The sequence below is a fragment of the Streptococcus sp. 2106 genome (assembly GCF_013277315.1).
GTDB classification, from domain to species: Bacteria; Bacillota; Bacilli; order Lactobacillales; family Streptococcaceae; genus Streptococcus; species Streptococcus pseudopneumoniae.
Genome location: NZ_VMMS01000036.1, coordinates 1 through 15,660 on the forward strand (window position 1 = coordinate 1; position 15,660 = coordinate 15,660).

A 15,660-nucleotide genomic window follows, 5' to 3' on the forward strand; every position below is an offset into this window, starting at 1 on the left:
GAGTTCTCTCGCTCACCTGAGGCTACTCGCCTCGACTACCTGTGTCGGTTTGCGGTACGGGTAGAGTACGTTTAAACGCTAGAAGCTTTTCTTGGCAGTGTGACGTCACTAACTTCGCTACTAAACTTCGCTCCCCATCACAGCTCAATGTTATAGAATTAAGCATTTGACTCAATTCGCACCTCACTGCTTAGACAGACTCTTCCAATCGTCTGCTTTAGTTAGCCTACTGCGTCCCTCCATCACTACATACTCTAGTACAGGAATATCAACCTGTTGTCCATCGGATACACCTTTCGGTCTCTCCTTAGGTCCCGACTAACCCAGGGCGGACGAGCCTTCCCCTGGAAACCTTAGTCTTACGGTGGACAGGATTCTCACCTGTCTTTCGCTACTCATACCGGCATTCTCACTTCTATGCGTTCCAGCACTCCTCACGGTATACCTTCATCACACATAGAACGCTCTCCTACCATACCTATAAAGGTATCCACAGCTTCGGTAAATTGTTTTAGCCCCGGTACATTTTCGGCGCAGGGTCACTCGACTAGTGAGCTATTACGCACTCTTTGAATGAATAGCTGCTTCTAAGCTAACATCCTAGTTGTCTGTGCAACCCCACATCCTTTTCCACTTAACAATTATTTTGGGACCTTAGCTGGTGGTCTGGGCTGTTTCCCTTTCGACTACGGATCTTAGCACTCGCAGTCTGACTGCCGACCATAATTCTTTGGCATTCGGAGTTTATCTGAGATTGGTAATCCGGGATGGACCCCTCACCCAAACAGTGCTCTACCTCCAAGAATCTCTAATGTCGACGCTAGCCCTAAAGCTATTTCGGAGAGAACCAGCTATCTCCAAGTTCGTTTGGAATTTCTCCGCTACCCACAAGTCATCCAAGCACTTTTCAACGTGCCCTGGTTCGGTCCTCCAGTGCGTCTTACCGCACCTTCAACCTGCTCATGGGTAGGTCACATGGTTTCGGGTCTACGTCATGATACTAAGGCGCCCTATTCAGACTCGGTTTCCCTACGGCTCCGTCTCTTCAACTTAACCTCGCATCATAACGTAACTCGCCGGTTCATTCTACAAAAGGCACGCTCTCACCCATTAACGGGCTCGAACTTGTTGTAGGCACACGGTTTCAGGTTCTATTTCACTCCCCTCCCGGGGTGCTTTTCACCTTTCCCTCACGGTACTGGTTCACTATCGGTCACTAGGGAGTATTTAGGGTTGGGAGATGGTCCTCCCAGATTCCGACGGGATTTCACGTGTCCCGCCGTACTCAGGATACTGCTAGGTACAAAGACTATTTTAAATACGAGGCTATTACTCTCTTTGGCTGATCTTCCCAAATCATTCTTCTATAATCTTTGAGTCCACATTGCAGTCCTACAACCCCGAAGAGTAAACTCTTCGGTTTGCCCTCCTGCCGTTTCGCTCGCCGCTACTAAGGCAATCGCTTTTGCTTTCTCTTCCTGCAGCTACTTAGATGTTTCAGTTCACTGCGTCTTCCTCCTCACATCCTTAACAGATGCGGGTAACAGGTAGTACCTGTTGGGTTCCCCCATTCGGAAATCCCTGGATCATCGCTCACTTACAGCTACCCAAGGCATATCGTCGTTTGTCACGTCCTTCTTCGGCTCCTAGTGCCAAGGCATCCACCGTGCGCCCTTATTAACTTAACCTTATTTTCTGACCTTTCAGTCATAAACTCTTATTAATACTACAGCGTTTTCGGTTTATTTTCTTGTTACTATTTGATATAGATATTCAATTTTCAATGTGCATTACTTGGTGATCTCTCACCAATGGAGCCTAGCGGGATCGAACCGCTGACCTCCTGCGTGCAAAGCAGGCGCTCTCCCAGCTGAGCTAAGGCCCCACAAGACCTCTCAAGACTAAACAAGACCAATGCGCAGTTCCTTTTCCTTAGAAAGGAGGTGATCCAGCCGCACCTTCCGATACGGCTACCTTGTTACGACTTCACCCCAATCATCTATCCCACCTTAGGCGGCTGGCTCCTTACGGTTACCTCACCGACTTCGGGTGTTACAAACTCTCGTGGTGTGACGGGCGGTGTGTACAAGGCCCGGGAACGTATTCACCGCGGCGTGCTGATCCGCGATTACTAGCGATTCCGACTTCATGTAGGCGAGTTGCAGCCTACAATCCGAACTGAGACTGGCTTTAAGAGATTAGCTTGCCGTCACCGACTTGCGACTCGTTGTACCAGCCATTGTAGCACGTGTGTAGCCCAGGTCATAAGGGGCATGATGATTTGACGTCATCCCCACCTTCCTCCGGTTTATTACCGGCAGTCTCGCTAGAGTGCCCAACTAAATGATGGCAACTAACAATAGGGGTTGCGCTCGTTGCGGGACTTAACCCAACATCTCACGACACGAGCTGACGACAACCATGCACCACCTGTCACCTCTGTCCCGAAGGAAAACTCTATCTCTAGAGCGGTCAGAGGGATGTCAAGACCTGGTAAGGTTCTTCGCGTTGCTTCGAATTAAACCACATGCTCCACCGCTTGTGCGGGCCCCCGTCAATTCCTTTGAGTTTCAACCTTGCGGTCGTACTCCCCAGGCGGAGTGCTTAATGCGTTAGCTACGGCACTAAACCCCGGAAAGGGTCTAACACCTAGCACTCATCGTTTACGGCGTGGACTACCAGGGTATCTAATCCTGTTTGCTCCCCACGCTTTCGAGCCTCAGCGTCAGTTACAAGCCAGAGAGCCGCTTTCGCCACCGGTGTTCCTCCATATATCTACGCATTTCACCGCTACACATGGAATTCCACTCTCCCCTCTTGCACTCAAGTTAAACAGTTTCCAAAGCCTACTATGGTTAAGCCACAGCCTTTAACTTCAGACTTATCTAACCGCCTGCGCTCGCTTTACGCCCAATAAATCCGGACAACGCTCGGGACCTACGTATTACCGCGGCTGCTGGCACGTAGTTAGCCGTCCCTTTCTGGTAAGATACCGTCACAGTGTGAACTTTCCACTCTCACACTCGTTCTTCTCTTACAACAGAGCTTTACGATCCGAAAACCTTCTTCACTCACGCGGCGTTGCTCGGTCAGACTTCCGTCCATTGCCGAAGATTCCCTACTGCTGCCTCCCGTAGGAGTCTGGGCCGTGTCTCAGTCCCAGTGTGGCCGATCACCCTCTCAGGTCGGCTATGTATCGTCGCCTTGGTGAGCCGTTACCCCACCAACTAGCTAATACAACGCAGGTCCATCTGGTAGTGATGCAATTGCACCTTTTAAGTAAATGTCATGCAACATCCACTCTTATGCGGTATTAGCTATCGTTTCCAATAGTTATCCCCCGCTACCAGGCAGGTTACCTACGCGTTACTCACCCGTTCGCAACTCATCCAGAGAAGCAAGCTCCTCCTTCAGCGTTCTACTTGCATGTATTAGGCACGCCGCCAGCGTTCGTCCTGAGCCAGGATCAAACTCTCATTAAAAGTTTGAGTTCTCACTCATTTCTGTCACTGACAGATTTATTGTTTTTTCATTGTTCAGTACTACAACCTTGGTTGTAGTGCCCTGCACATTGGTTCGTCTTGTTCAGTTTTCAAAGGTCTTTGTCACTCGCTTCTCTCAAGCGACAACTATATTAGTATATCACAGTCACTTTCGCTTGTCAACACTTTTTTGAAACTTTTTTAAGTTTTTTTAAAACTTTTTTCATCAAGTGTTACAGCCGCAACATACCATAGTCCGTACGGGATTCGAACCCGTGTTACCGCCGTGAAAAGGCGGTGTCTTAACCCCTTGACCAACGGACCAGAGTGGTTATTTTCAACTCTTACTATTATACAGTCTTTTCAAACTTTGTCAACACCTTTTTTAAACTTTTTTTACTTTTTACAATTTTTTGGCGAGAACTCATCTAAATGGAGGCTAGCTCTCATGCCTGGTTTGGAGCAGAAACCTCTAACTTACACTTAGCCATTGATGATGCTTCCGGCAATATCCTAGGGGCTTATTTTGATAAAAAAGAGAACTTGAATGCTTACTATCATGTCCTTGAACAAATCTTAGCCAATCACGGTATTCCCCTTCAAATTAAAACAGACAAGAGAACGGTCTTTGCCTATCAAGCCTCCAACTCTAAGAAAATGGAGGGCGATACCCATACACAGTTTGGATACGCCTGTCACCAACTGGGGATTCTCCTTGAGACAACCGCTATCCCTCAAGCTAAAGGGAGAGTCGAAAGACTCAATCAGGCACTACAATCTCGCCTGCCTATTGAACTGGAACGAAACAATATTCATACCTTGGAAGAAGCCAATACTTTCCTTCTTTCCTACATTCAAACCTTTAATGAACAGTTTGGAAACAAGACAAAACTCTCTGTCTTCGAGGTGGCTCCTAAGCCCTCTGAACGAAATCTCATTCTAGCTAGACTGGCGGAGAGAGTCGTCGATAGTGGACACCATATCCGATTCCAAAATCGTTGCTATATCCCTGTTGAACAAGGAAAAGAAGTCTACTTCAGCAGAAAGACGAAAGCATTCGTTATAAAAGAAGTTGACGGTGACATCTACCTCAATATCGCTGACAAGATCTGTCACACAAAGGAGCTACTAGTTCATGAACTCTATTCGAAAAACTTTGAATCAGAACCAGAACAAAAAAAGAAAGACGCAAGTATGTCCCTCCACAAACCCATCCGTGGAAACTCACATCTTTCAAACAATATCTTCAGAAAAATAAAAAGGATTATGAAGAGTTTACTAGTGAGGAGCTTCATTCTCCTCAGCTACAAGTATAATCTATTTCTCGCTAAATGGGAAGCTGTTCCTTAAAGGAAATCACTCTATCCCTTACATTTAGGAGAGAGAAAGTAAGGAGTCTAAGACAAGCATTTCATTTGATAAGAGGCTTGGAGCTGTGAGGCTAGAGAGCCAAGGCTAAGACTAGCCTTGGTTTAGCTGAAAAAACAGCTTCAAGGGTTCCTCGTGTCAAATGAAAGCAAAATAATTGCCCTCAATCTCACCATTTTTTGGGGCATCATCACTTTCGATTGACACACCTTTTCTTATTTTTTTTCATTTTTTTCATTTTTTTACATTGCTTCTTACCGGCTACGGATGTCAAACTCTTTAAACACAATACGTAAATCTCTTAACACTCTTTGACGCCCTCGGAAGCGTTCATCTCTTAAGATGCGTTCTAATTCTTCTTGTTGCTCTTTAGTTTGTTTATTTCTATAATTTCTTAGTGTTTCATGAAAGAGATAATAATCGTCTAGCCAGAGTCCTCCATCACTTATACGATGACTGATTTCACCCACTTCTTCATAAGGTTCTTTATCATATCTTCGTTTGTGGCTTTCTTGCTTACGGATATAGTCTAAAATTCGATTTCGAAACTTGGTTTTGAAATATTTCCTTAAACGAGGAATATCTTCTACTAGTCCTTCTTCTCTACTAATCAATTCATGTAAGCAAATCATTCCCTCTTGGTCCCAGTCCGATAGCTCCCATAAATGAAGGTAATATTCATTTCTACACTTATACACAGTTCCTTGGACTTCTTCATACAATTCTTTAATCATAATGTTCCCCTTTCTGTGTACAGTCTAACAGATTCAGAAACACTTTTGGCACATTTTATCCATTCTGTTCTCTACACCGTCTCAACTGCACAAAAAAGAGAGGTCTTGCCTCTCTTTGGGTTATTTTTCATCATTCATTTTTGACTTTACTTCATCATAAGATAATGCATGAGATTCCTCTTCTACTGCTTCAGGCATCTTTCCTGTTTCATAGAGAGATTTAATTTGTGTACTATCCAATGTTTCGTATTTCAATAGTGCTTCTGCAATCAACTTGTGAGTTTCACGATTTGACTGAATAATTTCAGCAGCTTTATTTCGTGCTTCATTCAATAATAAACGAACCTCTTCGTCAATTTCATAAGCTGTTTGTTCTGAAATTGATTTTTGAGGGCTTTGTGCACCAAACATAGCATGATTTCCTTCATATTGAACTGGACCAAGTTTTTCACTCATACCGTACTCTGTAACCATTGCACGCGCCATTTGTGTCGCCTGTTCAAAGTCGTTTGAAGCTCCTGTAGTTTGGACATTAAAGATAATTTCTTCAGCTACACGTCCACCCATTAAACCAGCCAATTGCTCTTTCATATCTTCTTTAGATAGAAGCATTTGATCTTCCTTAGGAAGTGCAATCATGTAACCCCCTGCACGACCTCTTGGTACAATTGTAACCTTATGAACAACGCGGGCATTCGATAAGACTAGGCCAACAATGGTATGTCCTGCCTCATGGTAGGCAACCAATTCACGTTCTTTTTGTGAAACTGTCTTATCTTTCTTAGAAGGTCCAGCAATCACTCTATCTTCTGCTTCATCAATATCTGAAGCATCAATTATCGATTTATTGCGACGAGCAGCAACCAAGGCTGCTTCATTCAAGACATTCTCTAAATCAGCACCAACAAAGCCTGGAGTTTGTTGAGCCACTAATTTCAAATCAACATCTTCTGCTAAAGGCTTGTTCTTAGCATGAACTTTCAAGATTGCTTCACGACCTTTAACATCAGGGCGACCAACCAATACTTTTCTATCAAAACGTCCTGGACGTAAAAGGGCAGGGTCTAGTACATCTGAACGGTTTGTCGCAGCAATGACGATAATCCCTTCATTTCCCTCAAAACCATCCATCTCAATCAAGAGTTGGTTCAAGGTTTGCTCACGTTCATCATTTCCTCCACCGAGGCCGACACCACGTTGGCGACCAACAGCATCAATTTCATCGATAAAGATGATAGCTGGCGCTGCTTTTTTGGCATCTTCAAAAAGAGAACGAACACGACTAGCTCCAACTCCGACAAACATTTCTACAAAATCAGAACCTGAGATACTCAAGAATGGAACACCTGCTTCTCCGGCGACTGCTTTAGCAAGCAAAGTTTTACCTGTTCCCGGAGGTCCCTCCAGAAGGACACCTGCTGGAATACGAGCCCCAAGTTTTGTAAATCGTTTTGGATCTTTTAAGAATTCAACAACTTCAACTAGTTCTTGTTTTTCTTCCTCAGCTCCAGCAACATCTGAAAATCTTACTTTAATATCTTCTTTATTTGCAGCTTTAGCCTTACTACGTCCAAAACTCATTGGATTACGGCCATTTCCTCCTCCCATATTTCCCATCATAGAGAATAGGAAGAAGAATAGAATTCCAAATGGCACAATGGATACGAGTAGATTAATCCACATACCACTTGAACTTTCATGCTTAACAGTTACTTCTGCTTTATGGTCAGTAGCAAGTTTTTGCAATTCTGATACGGTAGTATCTGCAGGAAGAATAGTGCTGGTAAATTTCTCTACATTAGTAACAGATGGCGTGAAAAACTGAATGCCTGTTTCTTCTTTACTTGTTTTAGGATTTTTATAGACACCCGAAACTTCGATAACACTGCCATTTGGTTGGTAGGTTAATTCTTTTACATTGTCATCGGTAATTTCTTTTACCAATTCTGTATAATTAATTTGCTCACTTTTCCCTGCAACACTACCTGTACTAAAATACTGGTAAGCTGTAACTAGGAAAAAAATAAGTAATAACCATAGAAATGGATTTTTAATTAAACCATTATTTTGTTTTTTCATTAAAAATTGTTCTTTCTAATTTGAATACACTTCTTCTTTCAATACTCCAACATAAGGAAGATTACGATAATTTTCTTTGTAGTCTAAACCATAACCTACTACAAACTCATTTGGGATAGTAAAGCAGGTATAGTCTGCCTCAATTTCTACAACACGTCCTTCTGGTTTATCCAACAAGGTTGCAATCTTAACAGAAGCTGCTTCTCTTGCAATAAACATATCTCGCAAATTCTTCAAAGTTTGACCTGTATCAATGATATCTTCTACAAATAGAACATGTCTTCCTTTGATATCTTGAGTCACATCTTGTTTAATATTGATAACACCACTACTTGCTGTTCCACCATGGTAGCTAGAAACCATCATGAAGTCCATTTCAATATGTGTATCAATATGTTTAACCAATTCAGCCATAAAAGGAATAGATCCTTTTAAAATCCCGACTAAGATTGGATTTTTTCCTGCATAGTCTTTAGTGAGTTGAGCACCTAATTTTTTAGCAGCTTCTGTAATTTCATCGTGTGAAACGAGAATTTTTTTAATATCGTTTTCTAACATTTTTTTACCTATCTATTTTTTCTATATAAAGTACAGTGTTCATTATATCATTTTTCGTGTTTTTACTCAAATTACTGGTCGCAATTCCCAAAATTGAGACAATTTCACCAAATTGCTCAATAATCAGAGCAGATTTTCGCTTTTCCATAGGGATTTTCAAATCAATAAAGAGACGTCTGAGTTTTTTTCTATGCCCATTTTGAAGCAAAACATCTCCTGTTTTTCGATGACGAATGTGTATGGATGTTTCACGTGAAACAGGTATTTGTTGAATTGATCCACCTTCTAAAGGAATTCCAAAGGAAAATGTGTATCCTTGATAAGTAACCTGATTTTGATAGTGTAACACAAGCTCATCTTCCTTTTCATCAGCCTGCGGACTGATTTTACAAATCTGAAACTGTTGGTACTCTTTTATCAATTCATAGCCATTTTTAAGTGGATGACGATACTGGCTTTTAGATTTTAAAATCTGCCGAACTTCAGCAAACTGCACTTTTGTAAGATTCAAATCTGGAAAACGATTCAGATAAGTTTGAAGTAAAACTCTTTGTGTAGACTCAGAATAAGAAAATAACTGCTGTAAATTTTCCACATCAATATTATTAGATAATTCAGCTATAGCTAGGTCATAATCTAAAATTTCATTGCCGATGCTTAAGATTGCATCTCTAAATCGAGGATTTTCTTTTTCCAATTCTGGTAAATAAGAATTTCGAATACGATTTCGAAAATAATGATTTTTCTTATTTGATGTATCTTCAAAGTGAAAAATTGGTGGAAAGTCTTTTTTCTGGAAATGCAAGAAGGGACGAATAAGTTCTATCTCTCCGACTACTTGCTTCTCCTTAATTCCTGATAGATAGCGCAAGCGAGTACCTCGAATCAAGCGCATCAAAATCGTTTCCACCTGGTCATCCGCATGGTGGGCAGTGACTAAGGCTGTCGCACCTGTCTTTTTCATGACCTCTTGAAAAAAATCATAGCGAAAATTTCGTGCACGCGCTTCTGAAAATTCTCCTGAAAAATTGCTGACATAAATAGGAAGTCCATATTCAGCAGCCAACTTCCTTAATTCCTGTTCTTCCCAATCTGATTCAATTCTCTGCTTATGATTCACATGAGCCAGAATCAATTCAAGCTCTAACTCTTTTTGATAAGTAGACAATACCTTAAATAGAAACATAGAATCTAATCCACCAGAAAGAGCTAGCACCACCTTAGTATGCTTTTTAAAATATCCTCTCTTGAGAAAATGATTTAAAAAATCTTGTTCTCTCATTTTAGAACCTCATAAACATCCTTGGCTATCTGAGAAATCGTATCATAATCAGAATTCTTAGTGAAAATAGAAAGAATAAATGGAAAATCTGCGTAGATAACACCCGTATCATGCTTAAATTCGTCCGCATCCCCAATTTTATGAGCTACCTTCACAGAAACACCTTTGGCAATTCGCTGATTATCAAAATCTGTTTTAGTCAAAGACTCTAGCACAAATCCATTTTGATTATAAATAGCTTCCATGACCTTCCCGGCCATCTTGGAAGAAATCCATTTTTCTTTTGGATCCCAATCATCTCCCATAATGGCAGACATCTTGGATTTGAATGTGGCATCAGATTGGTTTGAAATGTAATAACCCAATAGATTATGAGCTACATTATCAGATTCTTTTGATACTTTCGTAATTAAATCCTTTAAAGAATATTCTTTATTATCTTCTTTTTTAGGAAGACTACCACTTCCCTCTGGTTTATAAGAACCTGGAAAATCATTGACTGCAGATACGTATTTTACAGTCGTATCTAACTGATAAAGACCCTCATTTATTTTTTCTTGCGTATAATAGAGATAAGAGAGTTTCAAAACGCTGGCTGCATACATCTTTTCATCTTGATTGATACCAGCTTCTTTTCCAGTAGTCAGTTGCTTAACATAAATAGAGAAAGAATCTTTCTGATATTTTTCAGATAACATTTCTTGAACTTTACTCATCCGATTATCTTCTTCAGAAGTTGATTCTTTAGCTACCCATCCAACCTGATCAATATGTAGAAATTCTCTTCCTTCTACAAACATGGTCTTGTCGATTGATACTTGCGAATAAGCTGATAAGGATGATTTCACTTCTTTTAAATCATAAGGACTATTGTACAGTTTAAAATCAGATTCTAACCATACTTTTTTTATTGTTGAAGTTACCTCTGACTGATCATATAAAAATCGTTTGTCCGCAGCTATAAATTGATGATTTGATAGCTTAAATACCGGAATTCCTTGTTTATTTAAGCGCCACTCGGTTATTTGAAAACTTGTTTTAGGAGTCAATTTTCCAGATTCCACTACTAAATCTTCATTCGCATAGACAGGAACTTCTCCATAAACCATAGGAGAACTTAGCTTTTCTCTAAAATAAATACCAAAGTCAGATTGTGAAAGGTAATAAATTTCTTTCGAAGTATAGACGACTTCTTTTTCTGTGCTAACGACTTTTGAGATGGTCAAAAAACTCGGTAGCAACAAAATAATTAAGAATTTACGCATTCTTCCTTTCCTTTTCTTCTTGTAAACGCAATAATTGATTTTTATCAGCCAATTCTTCCAGCTTTTCATCTGATAAACTCAAAAATTGCTCAATTACATCTAATAAATTTTCCATTTTATCACCTTTGAAGCAAGTCAGGAATCGTATAAACTATTTCCCTCGACTTAGAATAATAGTACTTCGCTCGTGTATATTTGGCAGCATAATCCTCATCTTTCAACTTGGTAGCAAATGCTGTCTCCTTATCCTTTTCATCACTCAAAGTCCGATACTGAGTTTGCAAGTCTGCTAGTTGCTGACGTCTTTGGAGTAATTGTTGATAGCTCTGCGCTAAATTAAAAGTTGGCAAGATAAATAATAGCATAATCAAAATCAATACCCACCCCATAAAACGATTCCGTTTTTGCCGTTCTTTCATCAGGTAGCGACGACGTTGATATTCATTTTGAATAAAAGAATTATTCAATTGTACGATATTTTTAGACATTTTCTTCTACCCGTGTTTCACTGATAATTTCATACATGCCTGCTGCATCTTCTTTTTTTGTACTATCTTTCATCTCTAGTACTTTTACAAGTAGCAACTTATTGCCAAAGCGAATTTCAACTTGGTCATTAACTTTCAAGTCCGTTGAACTTTTGGCCAAGATTCCATTAACCTTGATTCTACCTTTATCTGCTACTTCCTTTGCGACTGTACGACGCTTGATAATTCGCGATACTTTTAAATATTTATCTAATCTCATACTTATTACCTCAATTTATTATTGTACCATTTTTATCTATTTTATAGAAGAAAAATATCAAATGGAATTTTCTTTCTTAGACTCTTTTATCTCTAGTAAACTTTCTCCAAAAATCATCAGTCCTTCTAAAATTTCATAATCCTTCTTATTTCGAACATCAAATACAAGCTCCATTAATCCCTTATTCTCAGCGATGCCTGCTTTTAAGTTCGTTGCGGATAAAGCTTTAAAATAATCTTGAGCTAAAAACAGTCGTTGAGTGACTTTTTCAAATTGGATTGTAACTTTATTATCTTTTCTTTCCACACGTTGAACAAAGACCTTGTCCAAGTATGATTTGACCAAACCAATCTCTAAAAGATAGGCTACTACATCTGGGTACTCTCCAAATCGGTCCATCAACTCTTCTTGTAACTCTTCATAGTTAACACGGTTGTCAATTTGACGAATTTTCTTGTAAATTTCAATCTTATGTCGTTGATCAGAAATATAAGTATCAGGAAGATAGGCATCAATTTGTAAAATTAATTCAGCATTCCCTTTGGTTCTTGTGTTCCCATTACCATGTCGTTTATCAATAGCTTCCTCTAGTAATTGAGAATACAATTCAAAACCAACAGAATCAATGAAACCAGACTGGGATTTTCCTAGGAGATTCCCTGCTCCACGAATCGAAAGATCTCGCATAGCAATCTTAAATCCGGATCCCAATTCTGTAAATCCTTTAATCGCTTCTAATCTCTTTTCAGAGACTTCACTGATTGATTTTTCTGGACGATACATGAGATAGGCATAAGCAATACGATTACTACGACCGACTCTTCCTCTTAACTGATACAAGGTTGACAAGCCCATATGGTCTGCGTTTTCAATAAACAAAGTATTGGCATTTGGAATGTCCACCCCTGTCTCAATAATGGTAGTCGTCACCAAGATATCGTATTGTCCCTCAATAAAGTCTAGTAGAGTATTTTCTAACTGGATTTCACTCATTTGTCCGTGAACATAACCAATCGAAGCCTCTGGAATCAACTCCTGTAATTCGGAAACTTTCTGGTCAATCGTGTCAACTTTATTGTAAAGATAGTAAACTTGACCTCCACGCTCCATTTCACGTAAGACAGCATCACGAATGACACTATCATTCTTTTCCAAAACATAGGTCTGAACAGGATAGCGATTAGTCGGCGGAGTTTCAATAACAGACAAATCTCTGATTCCCAGCATAGACATATGGAGGGTACGAGGGATTGGCGTAGCGGTCAAGGTTAGGACATCCACTTGTTTCTTCAGTTCTTTCAAAGTTTCCTTATGCTTGACACCAAATCGCTGTTCCTCATCAATAATCATCAAGCCCAAATCAGCAAACACAACATCTTTTGACAAAACACGATGTGTTCCAATCAAAATATCGACTTGACCGTTTTTCAATTTTTCAAGTGTTGCAGTCTGCTCTTTTTTACTTCTAAAGCGACTCAACACATCAACATTAACTGCAAAATTTTGGAATCGTTCCTTAAAATTCGTATAGTGCTGTTGCGCTAAAACCGTCGTCGGAACTAGAATGACAACCTGTTTGTGATCATTGACTGCTTTAAAGGCTGCACGCATAGCAACTTCAGTCTTTCCAAAACCAACATCCCCAACTAAAAGTCGATCCATTGGCTGAGAAGCCTGCATATCCCTCTTGATTTCCTCAATACTACGAAGTTGATCATCCGTTTCAACATAAGGGAAAGCATCATCAAAGGCATCTTGATCATCATCATCAGCTGAGAAAGCAAAACCCTTCAACTGACTACGTTCAGAGTAGAGTTTGATTAAATCATCAGCTATATCCTCTACCTGGTTCTTAACCTTTTGCTTGGCCTTTTTAAAATGACCGTCATTTAATTTATTGAGTTTTGGAGCTTTACCATCACTTGAAATATATTTGGACAGTAGATGAATCTGTTCCACGGGGATAGAAATTTGATCACCATTTTGGTATTGGACACTGACATAATCGCGATGAATTCCCTTGATTTCAATGGTTTCAATTCCTAGATATTGACCAATCCCATGGATATGATGGACAACATAGTCCCCTTTTTCAAGTTCATTGTAATCTTTTAATCTCTCTGCATTTGAAACATGTTGTCTTCGAAAACGACGCTTTAATTTCTTTTGAAAAATCTCATGTTCAGTTATCAATAAAATCTTTTCATCTACAAAATGAAAACCATGTCTGAGATTACCCTCTATTAAGTTTACAGATTCTTTACAGATACTTGTCTTATCTCTAGAATCCAATTTAATCTGATATTCCTCTAATACATCCTCCAATGTTTTACTTCCCATTGAATTGCTAGACTGCAGAATAATGGTGTAATTCATTTTTTTATATCGCTCAATTTCTTCTTTTAGAAAAGAAAATTGATTGAAAAACTCCTGCATAGGATATTGATTAAATTGATAAATTTGGTCAAACTTGAGATTTCCTAACCCCTTTTGCAGATTAGAGAAAAAGGTAACCGAACTCTGTTTTTTATAGATTTGCTCTGTATCAGCAAAATACTGCATCTCAGAAAATGCTTTACTGTTCTGTAATTCTTCTGTAAAGTATTGCGCTAATTCTCTTTCAAAGACTTCATACTGATTCATTAATTTTTGGTAATCATCAAAGAATATTGGAGTATCTTTTTCAATATAGTCAAATACAGTCCATGTCTTATCATAGCATAAAGATAAAAATTTCCGTGAATCAGAATGAATTTGTTTTTGGTGAAAACTTGAAAGAATTTCTTCTAAGTATGATTTTAAAATAGGTGATAACGTTTTTGAAATTTGTTTTTCTAAAGCTGACTGACCTCGTTGATAATCCTTTTCTCTCAAAAGCATATCACTAGCTGGAAAGATGGTGAGTTCTGTCTGATTTTCTTTCGATAATTGTGTTTCGACTTCAAATGACCTGATAACATCAATTTCATCACCAAAAAACTCAATTCGGCAAGGTTCTAACTGGGATATTTCAAAAATATCTAAAATATCTCCTCGCAGACTAAATTCACCCTGAGTTTGTACTTGAGTAACTTTTCGATAGCCTATTTCCTTTAACTGATGGATAAGCGCATGTTGGTCATATTCTTCACCAACTGAGATTTTTACAATACTATCTTTGAATACATTGGGAGACGGTAAAATCAATCGACTTGCTGCGATATTACAAACTAAAATCCCTCTCTTAGATGAATCAGTCAAAAAACGCAAGGCTTCAACCCGTGAAATGATTTTTTCTTGTGAAGACATCAAAAACTCCACCATAGGAGTATCATTTACCAAAAATGGATAGACAAATTCCTCACCCAAGATAGATAGAAGATCACTAACAAGTCCTTCTGCTTCTCCATAAGTTGACGTCAACAATACAATCTTATCTTCTTTTTCTAAACTGCTTGCAATTGCAAGAGCCTTAGTAGACGTTGATAAACCAAGTATTAGTTGTCTTTTCTTATCTGTCAGATTTTGATGCCATTTTTTGATCTGATCATTTTCTGAGAATAAATCTAATAAGGTCACCATTTATCCATTATACCTCTGCATTGTTTTCTCGAAATTTTTTTCTTGTAAATAGTAGTTTACAGAATCGTAAACCTTGTCAATAGACTGTAAAATACCGATATAATCATCCCTGTCAAAGGTACTCAAAACATGGTGAACAACTGACATACCATTTTTAGGTCTCCCAATTCCAATCTTAACACGGTTAAAGACCTGAGTTCCAATATGTTGAATAATAGACTTAATACCATTGTGACCACCTGCTGAGCCCTTTGCTCTTAAACGAATCTTTCCAACTTCCATGTCAAGGTCATCGTAAATGATAAGTAAATCTTCAATATCCAAACCATAGTAAGTCAATAAAGCATGAACTGATTTTCCACTTTCATTCATAAAGGTCGTTGGTTTAACCAGATAAATTTTTTCTCCATTGAAGAAAAAGGATGCTAGGTCTGCTTGAAATATCTTATCGTGTGTAAAAGTGACATTTTGTTTTTTCGCTAGTTGGTCAATCAACATGAAACCAACATTGTGTTTTGTTTCAAAATATTTATCCCCTGGATTTCCCAAGCCTACAAGTAATTTGGTCATTTATTTTTCCTTTC

Annotated in this window: 10 protein-coding genes, 2 tRNA genes, 2 rRNA genes and 1 pseudogene; 1 reads left to right on the forward strand and 14 read right to left on the reverse strand. The window is 39.1% G+C overall.

Translation table 11 applies throughout. From position 1 onward, the window contains the following. From HT723_RS04355 to HT723_RS04370, 4 genes are all read right to left on the reverse strand, one after another. Positions 1–1,688, reverse strand: a 23S ribosomal RNA gene (locus HT723_RS04355); the annotation flags it as partial. Positions 1,689–1,812: 124 nt separating this feature from the next. Continuing rightward, positions 1,813–1,885 (reverse strand) — tRNA-Ala (locus tag HT723_RS04360). 51 nt (positions 1,886–1,936) lie between these two features. Next, positions 1,937–3,482: ribosomal RNA gene (locus HT723_RS04365) — 16S ribosomal RNA — on the reverse strand. A gap of 252 nt (positions 3,483–3,734) precedes the next feature. Continuing rightward, positions 3,735–3,806: transfer RNA gene (locus HT723_RS04370), tRNA-Glu, on the reverse strand. 96 nt (positions 3,807–3,902) lie between these two features. Between HT723_RS04370 and HT723_RS04375 the strand changes: the two are divergent. Next, positions 3,903–4,798 (forward strand): annotated as a pseudogene (locus HT723_RS04375) (ISNCY family transposase); the annotation flags it as partial. 306 nt (positions 4,799–5,104) lie between these two features. On the opposite strand, the gene HT723_RS04380 reads toward HT723_RS04375, so the two are convergent. The 10 genes from HT723_RS04380 to pth all read right to left on the reverse strand — a co-directional run bounded on the left by HT723_RS04380 (position 5,105) and on the right by pth (position 15,646). Next, the gene (locus tag HT723_RS04380; RefSeq protein WP_172934718.1) at positions 5,105–5,584 is read right to left on the reverse strand and encodes a sigma-70 family RNA polymerase sigma factor; all 480 of its coding nucleotides are present in this window, start codon (positions 5,582–5,584) and stop codon (positions 5,105–5,107) included. A gap of 120 nt (positions 5,585–5,704) precedes the next feature. Beyond that, positions 5,705–7,663 (reverse strand): ATP-dependent zinc metalloprotease FtsH, encoded by a 1,959-nt coding sequence (ftsH, locus tag HT723_RS04385; protein WP_023940596.1) that lies wholly within the window; start codon positions 7,661–7,663, stop codon positions 5,705–5,707. Between the two features lie 15 nt (positions 7,664–7,678). After that, complete coding sequence (gene hpt, locus HT723_RS04390) at positions 7,679–8,221, reverse strand: hypoxanthine phosphoribosyltransferase (RefSeq protein WP_000892175.1); 543 nt, start codon at positions 8,219–8,221, stop codon at positions 7,679–7,681. A gap of 4 nt (positions 8,222–8,225) precedes the next feature. After that, entirely contained in the window at positions 8,226–9,503 is a 1,278-nt protein-coding gene (tilS, locus tag HT723_RS04395; protein WP_172934719.1) for a tRNA lysidine(34) synthetase TilS, read from the reverse strand. Beyond that, complete coding sequence (locus tag HT723_RS04400) at positions 9,500–10,768, reverse strand: serine hydrolase (protein ID WP_172934720.1); 1,269 nt, start codon at positions 10,766–10,768, stop codon at positions 9,500–9,502. Before HT723_RS04400 ends, tilS begins: the two co-directional genes overlap by 4 nt. Then, positions 10,761–10,883: an SP_0009 family protein gene (locus HT723_RS11810; RefSeq protein ID WP_000429334.1), complete on the reverse strand. Its 123-nt coding sequence runs from the start codon at positions 10,881–10,883 to the stop codon at positions 10,761–10,763. The genes HT723_RS04400 and HT723_RS11810 overlap by 8 nt, the downstream gene beginning before the upstream one ends. 4 nt (positions 10,884–10,887) lie before the next feature. Next, positions 10,888–11,256 carry a septum formation initiator family protein gene (locus HT723_RS04405; RefSeq protein WP_050216165.1) on the reverse strand — a complete coding sequence of 123 codons (369 nt, stop codon included), beginning with the start codon at positions 11,254–11,256 and terminating at the stop codon, positions 10,888–10,890. Continuing rightward, positions 11,249–11,515 (reverse strand): RNA-binding S4 domain-containing protein, encoded by a 267-nt coding sequence (locus HT723_RS04410; RefSeq protein WP_001234978.1) that lies wholly within the window; start codon positions 11,513–11,515, stop codon positions 11,249–11,251. The genes HT723_RS04405 and HT723_RS04410 overlap by 8 nt, the downstream gene beginning before the upstream one ends. Positions 11,516–11,572: 57 nt before the next feature. Continuing rightward, positions 11,573–15,076 carry a transcription-repair coupling factor gene (gene mfd, locus HT723_RS04415; protein ID WP_172934721.1) on the reverse strand — a complete coding sequence of 1,168 codons (3,504 nt, stop codon included), beginning with the start codon at positions 15,074–15,076 and terminating at the stop codon, positions 11,573–11,575. Beyond that, the gene (gene pth, locus HT723_RS04420; protein WP_172934722.1) at positions 15,077–15,646 is read right to left on the reverse strand and encodes an aminoacyl-tRNA hydrolase; all 570 of its coding nucleotides are present in this window, start codon (positions 15,644–15,646) and stop codon (positions 15,077–15,079) included. It abuts the gene before it with no gap. Positions 15,647–15,660 lie beyond the last annotated feature (14 nt).

Excerpts from the sequence above, each read along its gene's own strand:
- ftsH (WP_023940596.1), bottom strand. The coding sequence starts at position 7,663 with ATGAAAAAACAAAATAATGGTTTAATTAAAAATCCATTTCTATGGTTA.
- pth (WP_172934722.1), bottom strand. The coding sequence starts at position 15,646 with ATGACCAAATTACTTGTAGGCTTGGGAAATCCAGGGGATAAATATTTT.
- HT723_RS11810 (WP_000429334.1), bottom strand. The coding sequence starts at position 10,883 with ATGGAAAATTTATTAGATGTAATTGAGCAATTTTTGAGTTTATCAGAT.
- mfd (WP_172934721.1), bottom strand. The coding sequence starts at position 15,076 with ATGGTGACCTTATTAGATTTATTCTCAGAAAATGATCAGATCAAAAAA.
- HT723_RS04405 (WP_050216165.1), bottom strand. The coding sequence starts at position 11,256 with ATGTCTAAAAATATCGTACAATTGAATAATTCTTTTATTCAAAATGAA.
- HT723_RS04400 (WP_172934720.1), bottom strand. The coding sequence starts at position 10,768 with ATGCGTAAATTCTTAATTATTTTGTTGCTACCGAGTTTTTTGACCATC.
- HT723_RS04410 (WP_001234978.1), bottom strand. The coding sequence starts at position 11,515 with ATGAGATTAGATAAATATTTAAAAGTATCGCGAATTATCAAGCGTCGT.
- hpt (WP_000892175.1), bottom strand. The coding sequence starts at position 8,221 with ATGTTAGAAAACGATATTAAAAAAATTCTCGTTTCACACGATGAAATT.
- tilS (WP_172934719.1), bottom strand. The coding sequence starts at position 9,503 with ATGAGAGAACAAGATTTTTTAAATCATTTTCTCAAGAGAGGATATTTT.
- HT723_RS04380 (WP_172934718.1), bottom strand. The coding sequence starts at position 5,584 with ATGATTAAAGAATTGTATGAAGAAGTCCAAGGAACTGTGTATAAGTGT.